The organism is Devosia elaeis, assembly GCF_001650025.1.
GTDB lineage: Bacteria > Pseudomonadota > Alphaproteobacteria > Rhizobiales > Devosiaceae > Devosia > Devosia elaeis.
Genome location: NZ_LVVY01000091.1, coordinates 1 through 18806, shown reverse-complemented (window position 1 = coordinate 18806; position 18806 = coordinate 1). Strand labels below are relative to the sequence as shown.

Genomic DNA, 18806 nt, shown 5'->3' with positions numbered 1-18806 from the left:
AAGGGGGAGGGTGCCCATCGCGGCTCTCTCGCATCAGTGTCAAACTCACAAGGAGTCCCCGCATGACCACCCGCGACTGGCTCCTTGCCGATAGCCCCACTTCCCGCATGCAGGCCAATGCCGGGCGCGCCTATCGCGTGTTCACCGCCCTCCTGCGCAATCCCCTGTCCGTGCTCGGCGGCATCATCATCCTCGTCCTGCTGCTCACGGCCGCCTTCGCGCCGTGGATCGCGCCCTATTCGCCCACCGGGCAGAATCTCTCCGCCCGCCTCCTCCCGCCCTCCGCGCAATATTGGATGGGCACGGACGAGCTGGGCCGCGACATCTTCTCCCGCGTGGTCTGGGGCAGCCAGATCACCCTCACCATCGTCGCGCTGGTCGCGCTGATCTCCGCCCCGCTGGGCCTGTTCATCGGGGCAATTGCCGGCTATTTCGGCGGCTGGGTGGATCGGATGCTGATGGGCTTCACCGATATCTTCCTGTCGCTGCCCAAGCTGATCCTGGCCCTGGCTTTCGTCGCCGCGCTCGGCCCCGGCATCAACAATGCCATCATCGCCATCGCCATCACCTCCTGGCCGGCCTATGCGCGCATTGCCCGAGCCGAAACGCTGACCATCCGCAATGCCGAATATATCTCGGCGGTGCAATTGGCCGGCGGCGGACCCCTCCGCATCATCGTCCAGCATATCCTGCCGCTCTGCACCTCCTCGATGATCGTGCGCGTCACCCTGGACATGGCCGGCGTCATCCTCACCGCGGCAGGCCTGGGCTTTCTCGGGCTGGGCGCCCAGCCGCCCCTGCCCGAATGGGGCGCCATGATCAGCCGCGGCCGCACCTTCATTCTCGATCAATGGTGGGTCGCCACCATGCCGGGCTTCGCCATCATCATCGTCAGCCTCGGCTTCTGCTTCCTCGGCGACGGACTGCGCGACGTGCTCGATCCCAAGAGCGAGGGGAAGTCATGATCCTCGATCTGTCGGTTCTTTCGCCTCCCTCCCCCTTGAGGGGAGGGATCGAGGGTGGGGGTCCATCAATGCATCACCGCACTACCCCCACCCCAGCTCCGCTAAGCCTTCGGCCAAGCTTCGCTACCCTCCCCTCAAGGGGGAGGGAGGGCGCAGCCGTGCATCCAGAGTGTGCGGGAGCCACCTCATGCCCCCCCTTCTCGAAGTCGAAAATCTCCGCGTTTCCTTCCCCACGCATTCGGGCCGGGTCGAGGTGGTGAAAGGCCTTTCCTTCACCCTCGGCCGCGAGCGGCTGGGCATTGTGGGCGAATCCGGTTCCGGCAAATCCATGACCGGCCGCTCGATCCTGAAACTCATCCGCAAGCCGGGCCAGGTCACCGCCGACAAGCTCAGCTTCGACGGCATCGACATCCTGGCCCAGAACGAGAAGCAGATGCGCGCCATTCGCGGCGCCCGCATCTCCATGGTCATGCAGGACCCCAAATTCTCGCTCAATCCGGTGATGACCGTCGGCGAGCAGATTGCCGAGGCCCTTGTCACCCACCAGAAGCTGCCGCGCCGCGACGTGCAGGCGCGCATTCTCGACATGCTCAAGGCCGTGCGCATCAACGATCCCGAGCGCGTGGCAAAACTCTATCCGCACGAAGTCTCCGGCGGCATGGGCCAGCGCATCATGATCGCCATGATGCTGATTCCCGAGCCGGAATTGCTGATCGCCGACGAGCCTACGTCCGCGCTCGACGTCTCGGTGCAGGCGCAGGTCCTCGACATCATCGATGACCTGGTCACCCGCAAGGGCATGGGCCTGATCCTCATCAGCCACGACCTGGCTCTGGTCAGCCGCTATTGCGACCGCATCCTGGTGATGAATGCCGGCCGCGTGGTGGAGGAATGCGCTGCCGGCCAGCTCGAAAACGCCCAGCATCCCTATACGCGGGGCCTGCTCGCCGCCATGCCGGTGATCGACGAAAACCGCGACGAGCTTCCCGTGCTCGACCGCACCCAATGGGCCGGCACATGAACGCCATCGACCTCCAGAATCTCGATATTTCCTATGGCGACACCAAGGTCGTCTTCGACGTGAACCTGGCCATTCCCGAGGGCGAGAGCTTCGCGCTGGTGGGTGAATCCGGGTCCGGCAAATCCACCATCCTGCGCGCCATTGCCGGCCTCGCGCCGGACTGGACCGGCTCGATCTCCGTCATGGGCAAGCCGCGCAGCCATCATGTGGATCGCGCCGTGTCGCGGCAGGCCCAGATGGTGTTCCAGGACCCCTATGGCTCGCTCCATCCCCGCAAGACCATCGACGCCGCCCTGTCCGAACCGCTGGCCATCCACGGCATCGGCAATCGCGGCGAGCGCGTCGAGGCCCAGCTCAAGGCCGTGGGGCTCGACCAGCGCTTCCGCTTCCGCTTTCCCCACCAGCTTTCCGGCGGCCAGCGCCAGCGCGTCGCCATTGCCCGCGCCCTGATGCTGGAACCCAAAGTGCTGCTGCTGGACGAGCCCACCTCGGCGCTCGACGTGTCGGTGCAGGCCGAAATCCTCAACCTGCTCAAGCGCCTGCGTCGCGAGCAGGGCCTGACCTATCTCATGGTCACCCACAATCTTCCCGTCGTCAGCTTCCTCTGCGACCGCCTCGCGGTCATGCGCCATGGCCGCATCGTGGAGATCGCCGATGTCGCCCAGCTCAAGGCGGGCCAATTGCGCGAGCCCTATTCCCAGGAACTTCTCGCGGCGACAGAAGGCGGATAAGCGCCTGGATTGCCGGGACAAGCCCGGCAATGACGGATGAGCGTGGCACCGAGCCCCCCACACCGTCATCACCCGGCTTGTCCGGGTGATCCATGCGACGCCTCTGCAGTCACAAGACTACCACCAAGGACCACCCCATGACCGACCACATCCCCGCCCTCGCCACCTTCGACGCCGCCATCGCCAAGGCGAAAACCGCCGACGAAGCCTTCACCGCCCTCCAGGACCTGGCCCGCGCCGTGGTCGGCGCCAAGCTCTTCACCATCATGCTGGTCGATATGGAAGCCGAGCTCTCCCGCCGCGCCTTTACCAGCGATCCGGTCAGCTACCCGACCTCGGCCACCAAGCCGCTCAATTACGGCCCCTGGTTCGACATCGTCCACGGCAAGCGCGAATTCTTCGTCGCCAACACCATCGAGGACATCGCCAAGGTGCTGTTCGACCACGAGCTGATCAATTCGCTGGGCTGCCAGTCCGTCGTCAACGTGCCGATCATCCTCAAGGACGAACTGGTCGGCTGCATGAACCTGCTCGACGTCGCCCACCACTATACCGAAGAACGCCTGCAAACGATCCGCGACGTGCTCTCCATCCCCGCCAAGCTGGCCGTACTGGCCGCGCGGGGGTGATCACCTCCCTCAGCGCTCGACCTATCCCACCCGCCGGCGCAACACCTCCCCCTTGACGGGGGAGGCCGGGAGGGGGTGCGGGAGCCCCGATCTCCGAGCGTGTGAGCAACCCTCCCCGTCAAGGGGAGAGTGCATATCGTGGCTCACCAAAAACGGCGCGGTGCGGCGCCCTAAACCGCCGACGCCATCAGCGAGGCATTGCCGCCCGCCGCCGTCGTGTCGATGCAGACATGCCGCTCCAATTGCAGCCGGCCGATATCGTCCGGCCCGATGAGGATCGGCAGCAGCGCCCCGGTCCGCTGGCCCAGCGCCTGCCGCACCGCCTTCAGCCCTGCCGCATCGCCGAACCAGGCCACGGCATCAAAGCCCTGCCCCGCCACCAGGTGGTCCGCATCGAACGCGGCGGTCTCCGCCCGGCATCCGGCCCGTTCGGCCATTGCCTGCTGCGCCGCCATATCGGCCTCGCTAGGCCCCAGGCAGAGCAGCGTGCCGCGCGGCATCACATGCAGCACATTGCTCTCGCCCGTCGGCCCCGGCAGTTCCAGCGCGCCGGCCTGCAGATCCATTGCCCCGCGGGTAAACCGCTTGAGATAATGCGGCCCGCCCGCCTTGGGCCCGGTGCCCGACAGGCCCTCGCCGCCAAAGGGCTGGCTGCCCACCACCGCGCCGATCTGGTTGCGGTTCACATAGATATTGCCCGCATGCACCTGTCCCGCCAGCTTGCGCACCCGCGAGGAAATGCGCGTATGCATGCCGAAGGTCAGCCCATAGCCCGAGGCATTGATGGCGGCGATCACCTTGTCCAGTTCGTCGCCCTTGAACGTCGCCACATGCAGGACCGGCCCGAAGATTTCCTCCGGCATTTCCGCGATGCCCGACACGCGCAACACCGTCGGCGCAATGAACGTTCCGCCCTGCGGCGCGGCCAGCCGATGGATCACCCGATCCTCGCGCTCGGCGACATAGGCGGCAATCTTGTCCCTGGCCTGCGCATCGATGATCGGCCCGACATCGGTGGACAGCGCCCAGGGATCGCCCAGCACCAATTCGTCCATCGCGCCCTTGAGCATGTCGATAGTCCGCTCGGCCGCTTCTTCCTGCACATAGAGAATGCGCAAAGCCGAGCAGCGCTGCCCCGCCGACTGGAACGCCGAGGCGATGATGTCGCGCACGGCCTGCTCGGTCAGCGCGGTCGTATCGACCACCATCGCATTGAGGCCACCGGTCTCGGCGATGAGCGGCGCATGGGGAGAGGCATGTTCCGCCATGGCGGTTTCGATGCTTTTCGCCGTTTTTAGCGAGCCGGTGAACGCTATGCCGCCAAGTGCGACACTCGACGTCAACAGTCTGCCAACCTCAGGGCCTCCGGTGAGAAGCTGAAGTGCATCCCTGGGAATGCCTGCCTCATGCAGCAATTGCACCGCGCGATAGGCGATCAGCGGCGTCTGCGGCGCCGGCTTGGCCAGCACCGGATTGCCCGCCACCAGGGCCGCCGCGATCTGGCCGGTGAAGATGGCGAGCGGGAAATTCCACGGCGAAATGCACACGAAAGGTCCCCGCGGCGCATCGTGCAACGCCTCCGCTTCCTCCGCATAATAGCGAAGGAAATCAACGGCTTCGCGCAGTTCCGCCACGGCGTCGGCCCAGCTCTTGCCCGCCTCCCGCGCCAAAAGCGCGAAGAACTCGGCGGCATTGGCCTCGTAGAGATCGGCGGCCCGGCGCAGCAGGTCGGCGCGCTCGCCCCGCGGCCAATTGGCCCAGCCCGATGCCGTCGCGGCGGCAAGTGCCTGATCTACCTGATCTTTCGTCGCCTCGACCACCATGCCGACCCGGTCGGCATGGTTGGCTGGATTGATCACCTTCTGCGCCGATCCGGTCGCATCCGGCCTCATGGCGCCGAGCGGAGCGGCCTGCCATTGCCGCGTCTCGAACCCCGCCCTCGCCTCAGACATCGCCGTGAAGGCGACCGGATCGGTCAGGTCCAAACCCTTGGAATTGCGGCGCTTTCCGAAAATCCCTTCCGGCGCCGGAATAGCCGGATTGGGGATGGCCGCGCCCAGGGCCTGCAGCTTGCCGATGGGGTCCTCGGCGACCTTCTCGGCCGGAATGCCCTCGTCGGCGATCTGGTACACGAAGGAGCCATTGGCGCCGTTTTCCAGCAGCCGCCGCACCAGATAGGCCAGCAAATCCTTGTGCGCCCCGACCGGCGCGTAAATCCTTGTGGTGACTGCATGATTCTTGCGCAGCACTTCGTGCAGCTGCTCGCCCATGCCGTGCAGGCGCTGGAATTCATAGCTGTCGTTGAAACGCCCCGCCTCGGCCGCCAGATGCAGCACGGCCGCCGCCGTGTGGGCATTGTGCGTGGCGAATTGCGGGTAGATGTGCTTGCAATCAAACAGCTTTTTGGCCGCAGCGATATAGCTCGCATCCGTCGCCGCCTTGCGCGTGAACACCGGATAGCCCGGCAGGCCCAGCACCTGCGCCCGCTTGATCTCGGCATCCCAATAGGCGCCCTTGACCAGCCGCACCATGATCCTGCGATCCAGCCGCGCGGCCGTCGCTTCCAGCCAGTCGATCAGCGGCAGGACCCGCTTGCCATAGGCCTGCACCACGACGCCGAAACCGTTCCAGCCCGCCAGTTCCGGCGTATCCAGCACCACCTCGATCACGTCGAGCGACAGGTCCAGCCGATCCATTTCCTCGGCGTCGATATTGAATCCCATATTGGCCCTGGCCGCCGCGATGGCCAGCTTGCGGGTCACCTCGACCAGTTCGGCCATCACCCGCTGGCGCTGGGCCACTTCATAGCGCGGATGCAGCGCGCTGAGCTTGACCGAAATGCCCGGATTATCCCGCACCGATCCATTGACGCAATGCGGCGCCAAGGCATTGATCGCGTTGAGATAAGCGTCGAAATATCGCCGCGCATCCTCGGCGGTTCGCGCCGCCTCGCCCAGCATGTCATAGGAATAGCGATAGCCCAGGGCCTCGGGCTTTTTGGCATTGCCGATCGCCTCGTCGATGGTGCGCCCGAAGACGAATTGGCTGCCCATCAGCCGCATGGCATGGCCCACGGCCTTGCGGATCACCGGTTCGCCCAGCCGCGCCACCGCCCGGTGCAGCGCCGATTTCGGGCCCACTTCCGGATCGCCCAGCACTTCGGCTGTCAGGTTCAGCGCCCAGGAGGAGAAATTGACCAGCGGGCTGGACGAGCCGCCGAAATGGCTGGCCCAGTCGGCGCCGCCGACCTTGTCGTGGATCAGGGCATCCACCGTCTCGCTGTCGGGCACGCGCAGCAGCGCTTCGGCCAGCGACATCAGCGCCAGGCCTTCCTCGCTGTCGAGGCCGTATTCGGAGAGAAAGCTCTCCATCAGGCCGAGCCTCGTGCCCCGGCGCACGGCCTGGACCAGTCCGGCGGCACTGGCGGAAACGGCCTGTCGCGCCGCGTCGTCGAGCCCGGTCCGCGCGATGATATCGCGAACGAGATCGGTTTCGTCGGCATAAAGGGACTGGCGGAGGGCGGCGCGGGCGATATCGGCTTGGGTCATGGCAGGGCTCGGAGAACGAATGGCCCATATTGCCAGAGCGGCGATAGCCGTTTTGCCTGATCTATCGCCTTCTGCGATACTTGTGATACGATGTTGTGGTCTTTTCCAGCCATTCCGCCCACCATGTCCGACCAAGACAGTCCTTTGGATCAAATCGATCGCCGCATCCTCACCGAGCTGGCCCGCGACGGCCGCATCAGCGTGGCCGAACTCAGCCGGCGGGTAAACCTGTCCAAGACGCCGCTGCAGGCCCGCATCAAGCGGCTGGAGCGCGACGGCTATATCCTGGGCTATCGCGCCGTCATCGATCCCGAGCGCCTCGGCCTGCCGCATGTCGCATTTGTGGAAGTGCGGCTCAGCGATACCCGCAAGGCGGCGCTCGAAGCCTTCAACAAGGCGGTCCGCGCTTTGTCCGAGGTCGAGCAGGCCCATATGATCGCCTCCAGCTTCGATTATCTGCTGAAAGTGCGGACCAAGGACATCTCGGCCTATCGCGAAGTGCTGGGCGAGAAGATTTCCGCCCTGCCCCATGTCGCCCACACCTCCACCCATGTGTCGATGGAGGCAGTCAAGGACGATGCGGAATGATAGAGAGCCCGGCATGAAGACCATTCTCGTCGTCGGCATCGGCACCGGCAGCCCCGACCACATGACCATGGCCGCCATCGAAGCGCTGAACCGCGCCGATGTGCTGTTCGTGCCCGACAAGGGCGCGAACAAGGCCGACCTGGCCGATATCCGCCGCACCATCATCGCCCGCTTCGTCACCGGCGCGCCGCGCCAGATCGGCTATGCCGTGCCCCGGCGCGATGCGGCCAATCCCGATTACGGCCAGGGCGTCGATGATTGGCACGATGCGCTGGGCCGGATTTTCGGCGATCTCATCGCCCAGGTGCCGGATAGTGGCGCCGGCGCCTTCCTCGTCTGGGGCGATCCCGGCCTCTATGATTCCACCCTGCGCATTCTCGAGCGCGTCGATACGCCGATCCGGGTGGAAGTCATCCCCGGCATCACCGCCATCCAGGCGCTTACCGCCGCCCATGGCATCGCGCTCAATCGCATCGGCGAACCGGTGCTGATCACCACCGGCCGCCAATTGGGTTCGGTCGAAACCGACACCATCGTCATGCTCGACGGGCGCCTGGCCTTCCAAGAGGCCGATCCGGACCTGCAAATCTTCTGGGGCGCCTATCTCGGCACGCCCGACCAGTTGCTCATCGCCGGTCGGCTGGGCGATGTGGCCGAGGACATCGTCGCCACCCGCACCGAAGCCCGCGCCCGCCATGGCTGGATCATGGATACCTATCTCCTCCGCAAGGCGCAGTAGTGCGCCGGGCGGCGGGCTGGTAAGATAATCCCATGCAGCGTTTGGACTCTTTCAGACAGTCACAATGTCATTCCCGCGAAAGCGGGAACCCCTGTTTGCTGCAACGGAGGTCCCCGCTTTCGCGGGGATGACCCCGTGATAAATATCACCGCCCCCAATCGTCGCGGCGCCTGTCCGACGCTGGACGCGCCGATGCGGACCGGCGACGGCCTGCTCGCCCGCCTCCGCATTGCCGGCAATCGGCTGGCGCCATCCCAGCTTGCCGATCTCGCGCGGCTCGCCATCGCCCATGGCAATGGCATCGTTGAAATCACCGCCCGTGGCAATCTCCAAGTGCGCGGCCTGACGCCGGCCAGCGCCCCGCTCTTCGCCCGCGCCGCCGGCGCCGGCTTGCCCATCGAAACCGGGCTGGTGGTCGATCTCTCTCCCATCGCCGGCGACGATCCCACCGAAAAGGCCGATCCCCGTGCGCTTGCCGAAGCGATCCGCAAGGCCGCCGCGCCGATGGAGGGCAAGCTCGGCCCCAAGGTCAGCGTGGTAATCGACAGCGGCGGCCAGGTTTCCCTCGCCGCGCTCAAGGCCGATATCCGGTTGCTCGCCATCGACGATAAACACTGGGCGGTGACGCTGGGCGGCGGCAAGCCACAGGTGATGGATACCGATGGCGCGGTCTCCGCCACCCTCGCAACGCTCGGTGCGCTGGCGGCTCTAGGCGTCGAGGCGCGGGCGGCGGATTTGTTTCCGGCACAGCGTATGCCATCCCCCCCTCCCAACCTCCCCCGCAAGGGGGGAGGTGCTGCATCGAGGATGGGCCTCGATTTTGCGCCAAAAGCCGGCCCAACACCCTCCCCCTTGCGGGGAAGGACGGGGTGGGGGGGCCACACGCTCGAAATTCTCAACGGCCGCACCGCTCCCATAGCCCTGCCCTTCGCCCAAATCCACGGCAGCGCCCTCATCGCCCTGGCCGATCTGGCCGCTGCCGCCAAGCTCACCACATTCCGCCTAGCGCCCAACCACAGCCTGCTTCTCGACGACGCCCCCGCCGGCCTCATCGCCGCCGCCACCGGCCTCGGCTTCATTACCGATCCAACCGATCCGCGCCGACGGGTCAGCGCCTGTGTCGGCAATGAAGGCTGCGCCTCCGGCCATGTCGCCGCGCGCCGGCTGGGCGCCGCGCTCGCGCCGCATGTTCCGGTCGGCAAACACCTCCATGTTTCCGGCTGCGCCAAGGGCTGCGCCCATCCGCGCCCGGCCGATATCACGCTTGTCGGCCGCGCCGATGGGATTGGCCTTGTCTTCCAGGGCCGCGCGGGCGATACGCCTGATGAAATTGTTGACGAGGCCGGGCTGATCCCCGCTCTCGCCTGCCGGGAAGGCCGATGACGCAATACGACTACATCAAGGATGGCGACGCCATTTACCGGCAATCTTTCGCCATCATCCGCAGCGAGGCCGATCTGTCCGGCTTTGCCGAAGACGAGGCCGAGCTTGCCGTACGCATGATCCATGCCGCCGGCATGGTCGAGGCCGCCCAGCATTTCGTCTTCGGCGCCGGTTTCGTTTCGGCGGCCCGCAAGGCGCTTGAGGCCGGCGCGCCCATTCTCTGCGACGCGGAAATGGTCGCGCGCGGCATCACCGCCGCCCGCCTTCCCGCCGACAACAAGGTTATCTGCACCCTGCGCGATGCGCGCACACCGGCCCTGGCGGCAGCGATCGGCAATACCCGCTCGGCCGCTGCACTCGATCTCTGGTCCGAGCATCTCGCTGGTGCCGTCGTGGCCATCGGCAATGCGCCCACCGCCCTGTTCCATCTATTGGAAATGCTGCGCGACGGCGCGCCGAAACCGGCGGCCATTCTCGGCATGCCGGTGGGCTTCGTTGGCGCGGCTGAATCCAAGGACGCCCTAGCCGAAAATTCCTACGGCGTGCCCTTTGCCATCGTGCGCGGCCGCCTGGGGGGCAGCGCCATCACCTCGGCCTGCCTCAACGCCCTGGCGAGGCCGGGCCTGTGACCGGCAAGCTCATCGGCATCGGCACCGGACCCGGCGATCCGGAACTGCTCACGCTCAAGGCGGTGCGCGCTATCGAAAGCGCCGATGTCATCGCCTTTTTCGCCAAGAGCGGCAATGCCAGCAATGCCCGGGCCATCGCCGCCGCCCATTTTCGCCCCGGCCAGATCGAGGAGCGGCTGGATTACCCGGTCACCACCGAAATCCACCGCCACGAGAACGGCTACAAGGCGCAGATCGAGGCCTTCTATGCCGAGGCGGCCAAGCGTCTCGCCGCCCATCTCGACGCGGGGCGGATCGTCGGCGTGCTCAGCGAGGGCGACCCCCTGCTCTATGGCAGCTATATGCATCTCCATGTCCGCCTCGCGCCGCGCTACGACACGGAGGTCATTGCCGGGATCACCGCGATGTCCGGCGCCTGGTCGCATGCAGGCCTGCCGCTGGTGCAGGGCGACGATATCCTCACCATCCTCCCCGGCACGCTCGACCACGCCGATCTCGTTCGTCGTCTCGGCGGCACGGAAGGCGCCGTCATCATGAAGCTCGGCCGCAACCTGCCCAAGGTGCGCGCCGCGCTGGCCGAGGCGGGGCGCCTGTCCGGCGCCGTCTATGTTGAGCGCGGCACCATGGAGGCCGGCTTTTCCCAGTCGCTCAGCGAGAAGGCGGATGACCTTGCGCCCTATTTCTCGCTGATCCTCGTCCCCGGCTGGAGCACGCGACCATGACCGGCAGCCTCACCATCATCGGCACCGGCCCCGGCAATCCCGGGCAGACCACGCCGCAGGCCCTCGAGGCCATCGCCGCCGGCGAAATGTTCTTCGGCTACGGGCCCTATCTCGACCGGCTCGATCTGCGCCCCGACCAGAGCCGTATCGCTTCCGACAATCGCGAGGAAATCCACCGCGCCAGGGCCGCGCTCGATGCTGCCACGCGCGGCGCACGGGTCTGCGTGGTGTCCGGCGGCGATCCGGGAGTCTTCGCCATGGCCGCGGCCGTGTGCGAAGCCATCGAGACGGGCCCGGAAACGTGGCGCCGGCTCGATGTCAAAGTGCTGCCCGGCGTCACCGCCATGCTGGCCGTGGCCGCCCGCGCCGGCGCGCCCCTGGGCCACGATTTCTGCGCCATTTCGCTTTCCGACAACCTCAAGCCGTGGGAGCTGATCGAGCGGCGTCTGCGCGCCGTGGCCGAAGCGGGCCTGGTCATCGCGCTCTACAATCCCATTTCCAAGGCCCGGCCCTGGCAATTGCCCAATGCCTTCAAGATCCTGCGCGAAGTGCTGCCGGTGACGACGCCGGTGATCTTCGGCCGCGCCGTGGGCCGCCCGGACGAGCATTTCGCCGTCGCTCCCCTGGGCGAGGCGCATCAGCAGCCCGCCGACATGGCCACCTGCATCATCATCGGCTCGGCCGAAACCCGCATCATCGAACGGCCCGGCATGGACCCGCTGGTCTATTCGCCGCGGGGCGTGGGAATGTGACGGCCCATGGCTGATCCCTGGCTCACCATTGTCGGTATCGGCGAGGATGGCGTGCCCGGCCTGTCTCCCGCCGCCCGCCAGGCCATCGAAGCGGCCGAGATCGTCTTTGGCGGCGCCCGCCATCTCGAGCTGGCAGCCCCCGCCATCAGGGGCGCGCCGCATGCATGGCCATCGCCCTTCTCCGCCGCCATCGACGCCGTGCTCGCCGAGAAGGGCAGGAATGTCTGCGTCCTCGCCTCGGGCGACCCCTTCCATTACGGCGTCGGCGCGACGCTGGCCCGCCATGTCGATGCGGCGCAGATGCGCGTCATCCCGCATGCCTCCGCCTTCAGCCTCGCCGCCGCGCGGTTGGGCTGGGCCTTGCAGGACGTGATCAGCCTCTCGCTGCATGGCCGCCCCCTCGACCTTATCCGCCCGCACCTGCATCCGGCTGCCCGCATCCTCGCCCTCACCTCGGACGAACACGGCCCCGCCGCCCTCGCCAAGCTCCTCACCGAGGCCGGGTTCGGCCGCTCCATCATCACCGTCATGGAGGCCCTGGGCGGTGCCGATGAACGGGTCCGCTCGCAGATGGCCGAGCTCTTTGCGCTCACCGATATCAACCCGCTCAATATCTGCGCGGTAACCGCCGTGCCCCTGCCCGACGCCCGCATCCTGCCGCTGACGCCGGGGCTGGACGATGCGCTGTTCGAGCATGACGGCCAGATCACCAAGCGCGATATCCGCGCGCTCACCCTCGCCGCCCTGGCCCCGCGCCGCCATGAAACGCTCTGGGACATCGGTGCCGGCTCCGGCTCCATCGGTATCGAATGGATGCTGGCCGATCCCAGCCTCAGGGCCATCGCCATCGAGGACAATGCCGCCCGCGCCGAACGCATCGCCCGCAATGCCGCCAGTTTCGGCGTGCCCGACCTGCGCGTCATCACGGGGCGTGCGCCGGAAGCCCTGGCCGGCCTCGATGCCCCCCACGCCATCTTCATCGGCGGCGGCGGCTCGGAACCGGGCGTCATGGAGACCGCAATCGCGGCCCTCCGTCCCGGCGGGCGCCTCGTGGCCAATGCGGTCACGCTGGAAATGGAGCAGGCCCTGCTGGCGCTGCACACCCGGCATGGCGGCGATCTCGTGCGGCTCTCCATTGCCCATGCCGAGCCGCTGGGCACGATGACGGGCTGGCGTCCGGCCATGCCGATCACGCAATGGCGTTGGGTGAAGGGATGAGCATGCAGAACCCCTCATCCGCCCTCCGGGCACCTTCTCCCACAAGGGGAGAAGGGAGGCACTCCGCCTCCCCAAGCACCAGCTCTCCCCTCGCCCCTTGTGGGAGAGGGTGGATCGCGCGCAGCGCGAGACGGGTGAGGGGTTCTCTCCACACGCTGCGAGTCTGCCCATGACAATCCACTTCATCGGCGCCGGCCCCGGCGCGGCCGATCTCATCACCGTGCGCGGCCGCGACCTGCTCGCCCGCTGTCCGGTCTGCCTCTATGCCGGGTCCATCGTGCCCAGGGAAATGCTGGATTGGTGCCCGCCCGGTGCGCGCCTGGTCGATACCGCGCCGATGTCGCTGGACGAGATCGAAGCCGAATATATCCGCGCCCATGAAGCGGGCGAAGACGTCGCGCGGCTGCATTCCGGCGACCTCTCGGTCTGGAGCGCCGTGGCCGAACAGATGCGCCGCCTCGACCGGCTGGGCATTGGCTATACGCTCACCCCCGGCGTGCCCGCTTTCGCCGCCGCCGCAGCCGCCCTGGGGCGCGAACTGACCATTCCCGGCCTGGCGCAGAGCCTGGTGCTCACGCGCATCGGCGGCCGCGCGTCGCCCATGCCGGAAGGCGAGAACCTGGCCGCCTTCGCCGCCACCGGCGCAACGCTGGCCATCCACCTCGCCATTCATGGGCTCGACAGGGTGGTGGCAGAGCTGACGCCCTTCTACGGCGCCGACTGCTCGGTCGCCATAATCGCCCATGCCAGCTGGCCCAACCAGACCATTCTGCGCGGCACGCTGGGCGATATCGAAGAGAAATTCGCAGCCCAGCCGGTGGAGCGCACCGCGCTCATCTTCGTCGGGCGAGGCCTGGGCGCGGAGGATTTTCGCGAAAGCTCGCTCTACGACCCCGATTACCAGCGCCGCTTCCGCGGGCGGTAGACCGCGGATATTGCGGCAGGCGACCCTGCACCTCCCCCGTGACGGGGGAGGTGTGCCGCTGGCCGGAACCATCCAGCCCTAATTCGCCGCAAAGGCCGCGTTCATGCGGTCGATGATCTCGCCGGCATCCTTGCCGTTGCGCAATCCGGCCTCGAGGATTTCCGAGCCGAGGGCCTGGAAGGTCATATAGCCGTCATGGCGCGGGCGGATCCAGGATTGCTCCAGCGTCGCCAGCGTATTGCGGTAAAAGCCATGCACCGGCGCATTGACCGCTTCGTCCTGCCAGGCGTCGAGATTGCCGGCCTGGCCGCCATTCTGCGTATAGAGCGTCTTCTGCACCTCGGCGCCCGCCACCCAGAAAGCATAGTCGAGCGCGGCATCGACATCTCTGGAATAGGCGGAAACCGCAATGCCCGTGCCGCCCAGGGCGGCGCCCAGCGGGCCCTTGCCGCCGGCGGCCGCGATATCGGCGAAGGCCACGCGATGCGGCCGGAACCCGTCCGTCGCATAGCTCAGATAGCCATAGGTCAGCGGCAGCAGCACTTCGCTGCGCGTGCCCGAAGCGATCAATTCCAATGCGGCGATCGGGTCCATGTCCCAGCAATCGGACTGCACAAGAGCGAGCAATTCGCTCATCAGCTTCAGCACGCGGATGCCCGCTTCGCGCCCGATCAGTTCGCCACCGGCCTCGGAGCGGCAAGGCGTGCCCAGATTGGCGGCCAGCGTATAGAAGACCATGAGGGCGTGCGGCGAGCGCATGGGCAGCGTCACCTTGCCCTCGCGCGCCAGCGCGATCACGTCGCTCCATTGCACGGCCGGCCCGCCCAGCGCATCGGCGCGATAGGCCTGCACCTGGGTGGCGGCGTCGATGGGCAGGCCCCATTGGCGGCCCTGCCAATTATAGCTCGGAAAGGACTGCCCCACAGATTGGCGCGCCAGCTCGGCCAGCGCCGCCTGGCGTTCCGGACGGTCGAAGGCGGCCAGGCAGTTTTCCGCCGCGATCTGGCCGACATGGGGATGATCGATGACGATCAGGTCGTAATTGCGCGCCAGGTCCTCGACCGGATAGCTCTCGAAATCCTGCAGGCTCCGCTGGTCCCATTCGATGGTCACGCCGGTCTTTTCGAACCAGGTGCGGGAGGTCGCCACCATGGGGTCAAAGCCGCGGGGATGGCGCCAGGTCATGCCTTTGAGCGTCGTCAAGTCAGTCTCCGTCAGGAAGGGGCGCAGAACCTCAGGTGTTCTGCATGATGGTGGTGAGCATGCCGGCCGCCGCGACGACCTTTTCGAGCACCGCTTCGGCCTGCATGCGCATGCGGCGCTGGGGCAGGAACGGCACGGTGATGGCGCCCAGGGGATGTCCGGCCGCGTCGAGCACCGGCTTGGACAGGTTGATGACGCCGGCGGTGACGTCGCTTTCGCGGCGCTCATGGCCGCTTGCGCGGATCGCCTCGAAGCGGGCGCGGAATTGCTCCCGCTCGGCCTCGGAAAATTCGGCCAGCAGCATGTGCTGCCGGTTCGGCGCGGACAAGGCGGCGATCACCACGCCGGAGCTGGTTTCCATGGCTGGAAAGCGCGAGCCGAGCTTGACCGTGTAATGCATCGGCATCGGGCTGTCGGCCTGCGCCAGGATCACCACGGAGGTCCCGGTGACGGTCGCCAGGTGACACGACTGGTCGGTCTCTTCGGCCAACCGCTCCAGGATGGGATCGGCGTGATAGATCAGTTTCTGCAGTGGCGGATGGCGGGTCGCCACCTCATAGAGCTTGAGCGTTAGTTCATAGCGGTCGCTCTGCTCGTTTCGCCGCAACAGGCCCAGGCGATGCAGCGACACCACGATCCGGTAGATCTGGCTGGTCGAGCGGCCCAGGCGCAGCGCCATGTCCGTCACGGTCAGCCCCGACATTTCCCCGGCCAGCAGATCGATGATCTCGAAGGCCTTGTCCACCGCGGGGGCCGAATAGCTCGGCCCCAGATCCGTATCGTCCTTGCTCACCCTCGTTCCCCTTCCGCTAGAGATGCGCCAGACCAGTGCTGAACACGGGTACGAAGATCAAGACCAGCGCAAAGGCGAGATAGGCCAGGATCATCGGGAAGGCCGCCTTGGTGAAGGCGATGAGCGGCGTCTTGGTGATGGTGCAGGTGGTGAACATGATGGTGCCCACCGGCGGGGTCACCCCGCCCAGATGCGCCATCAGCACGAAGACCACCCCGTAATGCACCGGGTCGATCCCCAGCGCGTTGGTCACCGGCAGGAAGATGGGGCCCAGGATCAGGATCAGCGCCGTGCCCTCGATCACCGCGCCGGCAATCAGGATGACCACGGCGATCAGCGCCAGCATCAGGGTCGGGTTGTCGGTGAAGGAGAGCAGCCCGCCGGCAATGGTCTGGGGCACCTGCTCGAAGGTCAGCACCCAGCTGAAGGCGGTCGAGGCGGCCAGGATCAGCAGGATGGCGGCGGTAGTCGAAACGGTCGAGCGCAGGGCCTTCCACACCATGGCCCAATCGGCCTCGCGATAGACGATCACGCAGATTACCGTGTAGACCACGGCGATGCCGGCCGCCTCGGCGGGGGTGAACACGCCGCCGCGGATGCCCAGAATGATGAGCACCGGCAGCATGATCGCCGGCAGGGCGCCGAGAAAGGAACGGCCCAGCGAGGGGTCGCCCGGCTGCACGCCGCGCGGCGGATCCCACTTGTTGATGCGGCTCGTAAAATAGGCCTGGACCAGCATCATGAACGCCATCAGGAAGCCCGGGAGAATGGCCGCCGCAAAGAGCTGGCCGATCGAGGTATTGGTGACGAAGCCGAAAAGAATGAGGCCGATGCCCGGCGGAATCATCGGGGCGATCAGCGAGGACACGGCGGTCAGCGCCGCCGAATAGGCTACCGGATAGCCTCTTTTGGTCATTTCCGGCACGATGATCTTGGCCTGCATGGCCGCGTCGCCATTGGCCGAGCCGGACATGCCGGCCAGGAGCGTGGACAGCAGCACATTGGTTTGCGCCAGCCCGCCCCAGACGCGGCGGGTCAGCACGGCGGCGAAATCCATGACGCGCCGGCTGATGCCGGAAATGTTCATCAATTCGCCGACCAGGATGAAAAGCGGCACGGCCAGGAGCGGGAAGCTTTGCGTGCCCTGCACGATGCGCTGCGCCAGCACCACGTCCATCAGCGCCGGCTCCATCAGCACATAGGCGACCGAGAGCATGAGCAGGATCAGGCCGACGGGGACGCCGAGCGGCAGCAGGAAGAGGAAAAGGGCGAGAACGACCCAGAGCATCAGCGCGCTCCACCGGCGGCGAGCCGGATGATACGGCCGATATAGGAAAGGGCCAGCAGCCCGAACCCGATCGGCATGGAAAGATAAAGCCACTTCGCGGAAATGCGCAGCGAGGAGATCTGGGCGCCGGTGCGCAGATAGAGCTGCCAGCCGATCCAGGCCAGATAAACGGAGAGCGCCAGCACCAGGATGAGCCGCAGCGCCACCAGGGCCTGGCGAACCGTGGCATTGCCGATATTGGCGACCAGGTCGAGCCCCATATGCGCATCGTCGCGATCGGCGATGGCCAGGCCCACGAACACGATCCAGGCGAAGATCAGCGTCGAGAGATCGAAGGAGAAGATCAGCGGCGCATTGAACAGATAGCGCATGGCCACGGCCATGAAGACCACGCCGACCAGGACCACCAGCGCCACGATGCTCAGCGCGATCAGCGCCCGGTCGAGGCCGCCCAGAGCGGCGTCTATTTTTCTGGAGATTGCCTGCAACATCCCCTCCTTGCAAAAGATGGCCGGCCCGGACGCGTGCCCGGGCCGGCTGGCTGTTACTGGCCGTCGACGATGGCCTTGGCGCGGTCGTAGAGACCTTCGCTCCATTCGGGGAAGGCGTCGGCAATGCCGGCGGCGCGTTCGGCGAAGGCGGCGCGATCGACATCGGAAATGATGGTCATGCCGGCGTCGGCCAGGGTCTGGATACCTTCTTCATAGCTGGCGATCGAGGCCGCGGTCATGCTGTCGCAAGCGGCGCTGGCCTCTTCCTGGAAGATGGCCTGGTTGGCTTCCGACAGGCCATTGAACCAGGAGGCGCTGACCGTCACCGGCACGATGTCCGTCATGTGGTTGGTCTGGATGAAGAACTTGGTGTTCTCGTAGTGCTTCTGGTCGATCATGGCCGAGGGCGGGGCTTCGGCGGCATCGATCACGCCCTGGGCGAGGGCGCTGTAGACATCCGGCCACGGCATCGGGGTGGCGGCGCCGCCGAAGACCAGGCGCACCATTTCGGTATAGATGGTCACCGGCTGCACGCGGACGCTCAGGCCTTCCGAATCGGCGGGCGAGCGCACTTCCCGGTCGCGCGTATAGAGATCGCGGACGCCGAAATGGGCGTAGCAGAGCACCTTGATGTTGTTCTCCGCAACCTTGGCTTCCAGTTCCTTGATCAGGTCGCTGGCCAGCAGGCGCTTGGCACCTTCGAAATCGGGATAGAGGAAGGGATAGAGCACGATGGAATAGTCCGGGGCGTAGTCAGCCAGCATGCCGATACCCACCTGCCCCATCAGCTCGGCGCCGAAGGACATCTGCTCGGTCACCGCGCCGTTCTCGCCCAGCTGGCCGCTGGGGAACAGCTCCATCTTGATCTCACCATTGCTGCGCTCCTCGACGGCCTTGGCCATGTCCAGGGCCGCCACGTGAACGAAGTGCTCCGGCGAATTCATATGGGCGAAGCGCACAACGCTCTGGGCCTGGGCGGGGGCCACGAGGCCGGCAGCAAGCAAGGCGGCCGCCGAAGCGGCAATAGTCAGTTTCATGAGGTTTCTCCCGAAGCCGCGTTCAGCAGCTATTTTTCATATATGACAATTGTTTTTCATATAGCGATGATCTAGCAGGGTCAAGCCGCGATAAAAGGAGGCTTGCGTGACCGATCTCGCCGGAAAAACTGTTCTCATCACCGC

18 protein-coding genes are annotated in these 18806 nt (G+C 66.3%); 12 read left to right on the top strand and 6 right to left on the bottom strand.

Annotation, left to right across the window (positions count from 1 at the left end):
• Window positions 1-62 precede the first annotated feature (62 nt).
• The 4 genes from A3840_RS11890 to A3840_RS11875 all read left to right on the top strand — a co-directional run bounded on the left by A3840_RS11890 (window position 63) and on the right by A3840_RS11875 (window position 3346).
• On the top strand, window positions 63-965 hold the full coding sequence (locus tag A3840_RS11890; protein ID WP_067456793.1) for an ABC transporter permease: 903 nt from the start codon (window positions 63-65) through the stop codon (window positions 963-965).
• Window positions 966-1152: 187 nt separating this feature from the next.
• Entirely contained in the window at window positions 1153-1986 is an 834-nt protein-coding gene (locus tag A3840_RS11885) for an ABC transporter ATP-binding protein (protein ID WP_067456790.1), read from the top strand.
• Window positions 1983-2717, top strand: coding sequence for an ABC transporter ATP-binding protein (locus tag A3840_RS11880; RefSeq protein WP_067457019.1), 735 nt, complete (start codon window positions 1983-1985; stop codon window positions 2715-2717). Before A3840_RS11885 ends, A3840_RS11880 begins: the two co-directional genes overlap by 4 nt.
• Window positions 2718-2854: 137 nt before the next feature.
• Entirely contained in the window at window positions 2855-3346 is a 492-nt protein-coding gene (locus tag A3840_RS11875; protein WP_067456787.1) for a GAF domain-containing protein, read from the top strand.
• Window positions 3347-3516: 170 nt separating this feature from the next.
• Here A3840_RS11875 and putA read toward each other — a convergent pair whose 3' ends face one another.
• On the bottom strand, window positions 3517-6894 hold the full coding sequence (gene putA, locus A3840_RS11870) for a bifunctional proline dehydrogenase/L-glutamate gamma-semialdehyde dehydrogenase PutA (RefSeq protein ID WP_067456783.1): 3378 nt from the start codon (window positions 6892-6894) through the stop codon (window positions 3517-3519).
• 123 nt (window positions 6895-7017) lie between these two features.
• Here putA and A3840_RS11865 point away from each other — a divergent pair, with 123 nt between their 5' ends.
• From A3840_RS11865 to cobM, 8 genes are all read left to right on the top strand, one after another.
• On the top strand, window positions 7018-7482 hold the full coding sequence (locus A3840_RS11865) for an Lrp/AsnC family transcriptional regulator (protein WP_067456780.1): 465 nt from the start codon (window positions 7018-7020) through the stop codon (window positions 7480-7482).
• 13 nt (window positions 7483-7495) lie between these two features.
• Window positions 7496-8221 carry a precorrin-6A synthase (deacetylating) gene (gene cobF, locus A3840_RS11860; protein WP_067456777.1) on the top strand — a complete coding sequence of 242 codons (726 nt, stop codon included), beginning with the start codon at window positions 7496-7498 and terminating at the stop codon, window positions 8219-8221.
• A 135-nt stretch (window positions 8222-8356) separates the two neighbouring features.
• Complete coding sequence (gene cobG / locus A3840_RS11855; RefSeq protein WP_082903850.1) at window positions 8357-9604, top strand: precorrin-3B synthase; 1248 nt, start codon at window positions 8357-8359, stop codon at window positions 9602-9604.
• On the top strand, window positions 9601-10233 hold the full coding sequence (locus tag A3840_RS11850) for a precorrin-8X methylmutase (RefSeq protein WP_067456774.1): 633 nt from the start codon (window positions 9601-9603) through the stop codon (window positions 10231-10233). The genes cobG and A3840_RS11850 overlap by 4 nt, the downstream gene beginning before the upstream one ends.
• Window positions 10230-10955, top strand: a complete 726-nt coding sequence (locus tag A3840_RS11845; RefSeq protein ID WP_067456771.1) for a precorrin-2 C(20)-methyltransferase — start codon at window positions 10230-10232, stop codon at window positions 10953-10955. The genes A3840_RS11850 and A3840_RS11845 overlap by 4 nt, the downstream gene beginning before the upstream one ends.
• Window positions 10952-11707 carry a precorrin-3B C(17)-methyltransferase gene (locus A3840_RS11840; RefSeq protein WP_067456768.1) on the top strand — a complete coding sequence of 252 codons (756 nt, stop codon included), beginning with the start codon at window positions 10952-10954 and terminating at the stop codon, window positions 11705-11707. Before A3840_RS11845 ends, A3840_RS11840 begins: the two co-directional genes overlap by 4 nt.
• A gap of 6 nt (window positions 11708-11713) precedes the next feature.
• Complete coding sequence (locus A3840_RS11835) at window positions 11714-12925, top strand: bifunctional cobalt-precorrin-7 (C(5))-methyltransferase/cobalt-precorrin-6B (C(15))-methyltransferase (protein ID WP_067456765.1); 1212 nt, start codon at window positions 11714-11716, stop codon at window positions 12923-12925.
• A gap of 169 nt (window positions 12926-13094) precedes the next feature.
• A complete protein-coding gene (cobM, locus tag A3840_RS11830) occupies window positions 13095-13850 on the top strand; it encodes a precorrin-4 C(11)-methyltransferase (RefSeq protein WP_067456762.1) in 756 nt (251 codons plus the stop codon).
• A 78-nt stretch (window positions 13851-13928) separates the two neighbouring features.
• Here cobM and A3840_RS11825 read toward each other — a convergent pair whose 3' ends face one another.
• Genes A3840_RS11825 through A3840_RS11805 form a run of 5 tightly spaced genes read right to left on the bottom strand, consistent with a single transcriptional unit; the run spans window position 13929 to window position 18662 of the window.
• The gene (locus A3840_RS11825; protein WP_067456759.1) at window positions 13929-15035 is read right to left on the bottom strand and encodes an extracellular solute-binding protein; all 1107 of its coding nucleotides are present in this window, start codon (window positions 15033-15035) and stop codon (window positions 13929-13931) included.
• Between the two features lie 49 nt (window positions 15036-15084).
• Window positions 15085-15846, bottom strand: a complete 762-nt coding sequence (locus A3840_RS11820) for an IclR family transcriptional regulator (RefSeq protein ID WP_067456756.1) — start codon at window positions 15844-15846, stop codon at window positions 15085-15087.
• A gap of 16 nt (window positions 15847-15862) precedes the next feature.
• On the bottom strand, window positions 15863-17134 hold the full coding sequence (locus A3840_RS11815) for a TRAP transporter large permease (protein WP_082903849.1): 1272 nt from the start codon (window positions 17132-17134) through the stop codon (window positions 15863-15865).
• On the bottom strand, window positions 17134-17625 hold the full coding sequence (locus A3840_RS11810) for a TRAP transporter small permease (protein ID WP_067456753.1): 492 nt from the start codon (window positions 17623-17625) through the stop codon (window positions 17134-17136). Before A3840_RS11810 ends, A3840_RS11815 begins: the two co-directional genes overlap by 1 nt.
• 53 nt (window positions 17626-17678) lie before the next feature.
• Window positions 17679-18662 carry a TRAP transporter substrate-binding protein gene (locus tag A3840_RS11805; RefSeq protein ID WP_067456750.1) on the bottom strand — a complete coding sequence of 328 codons (984 nt, stop codon included), beginning with the start codon at window positions 18660-18662 and terminating at the stop codon, window positions 17679-17681.
• Window positions 18663-18806 lie beyond the last annotated feature (144 nt).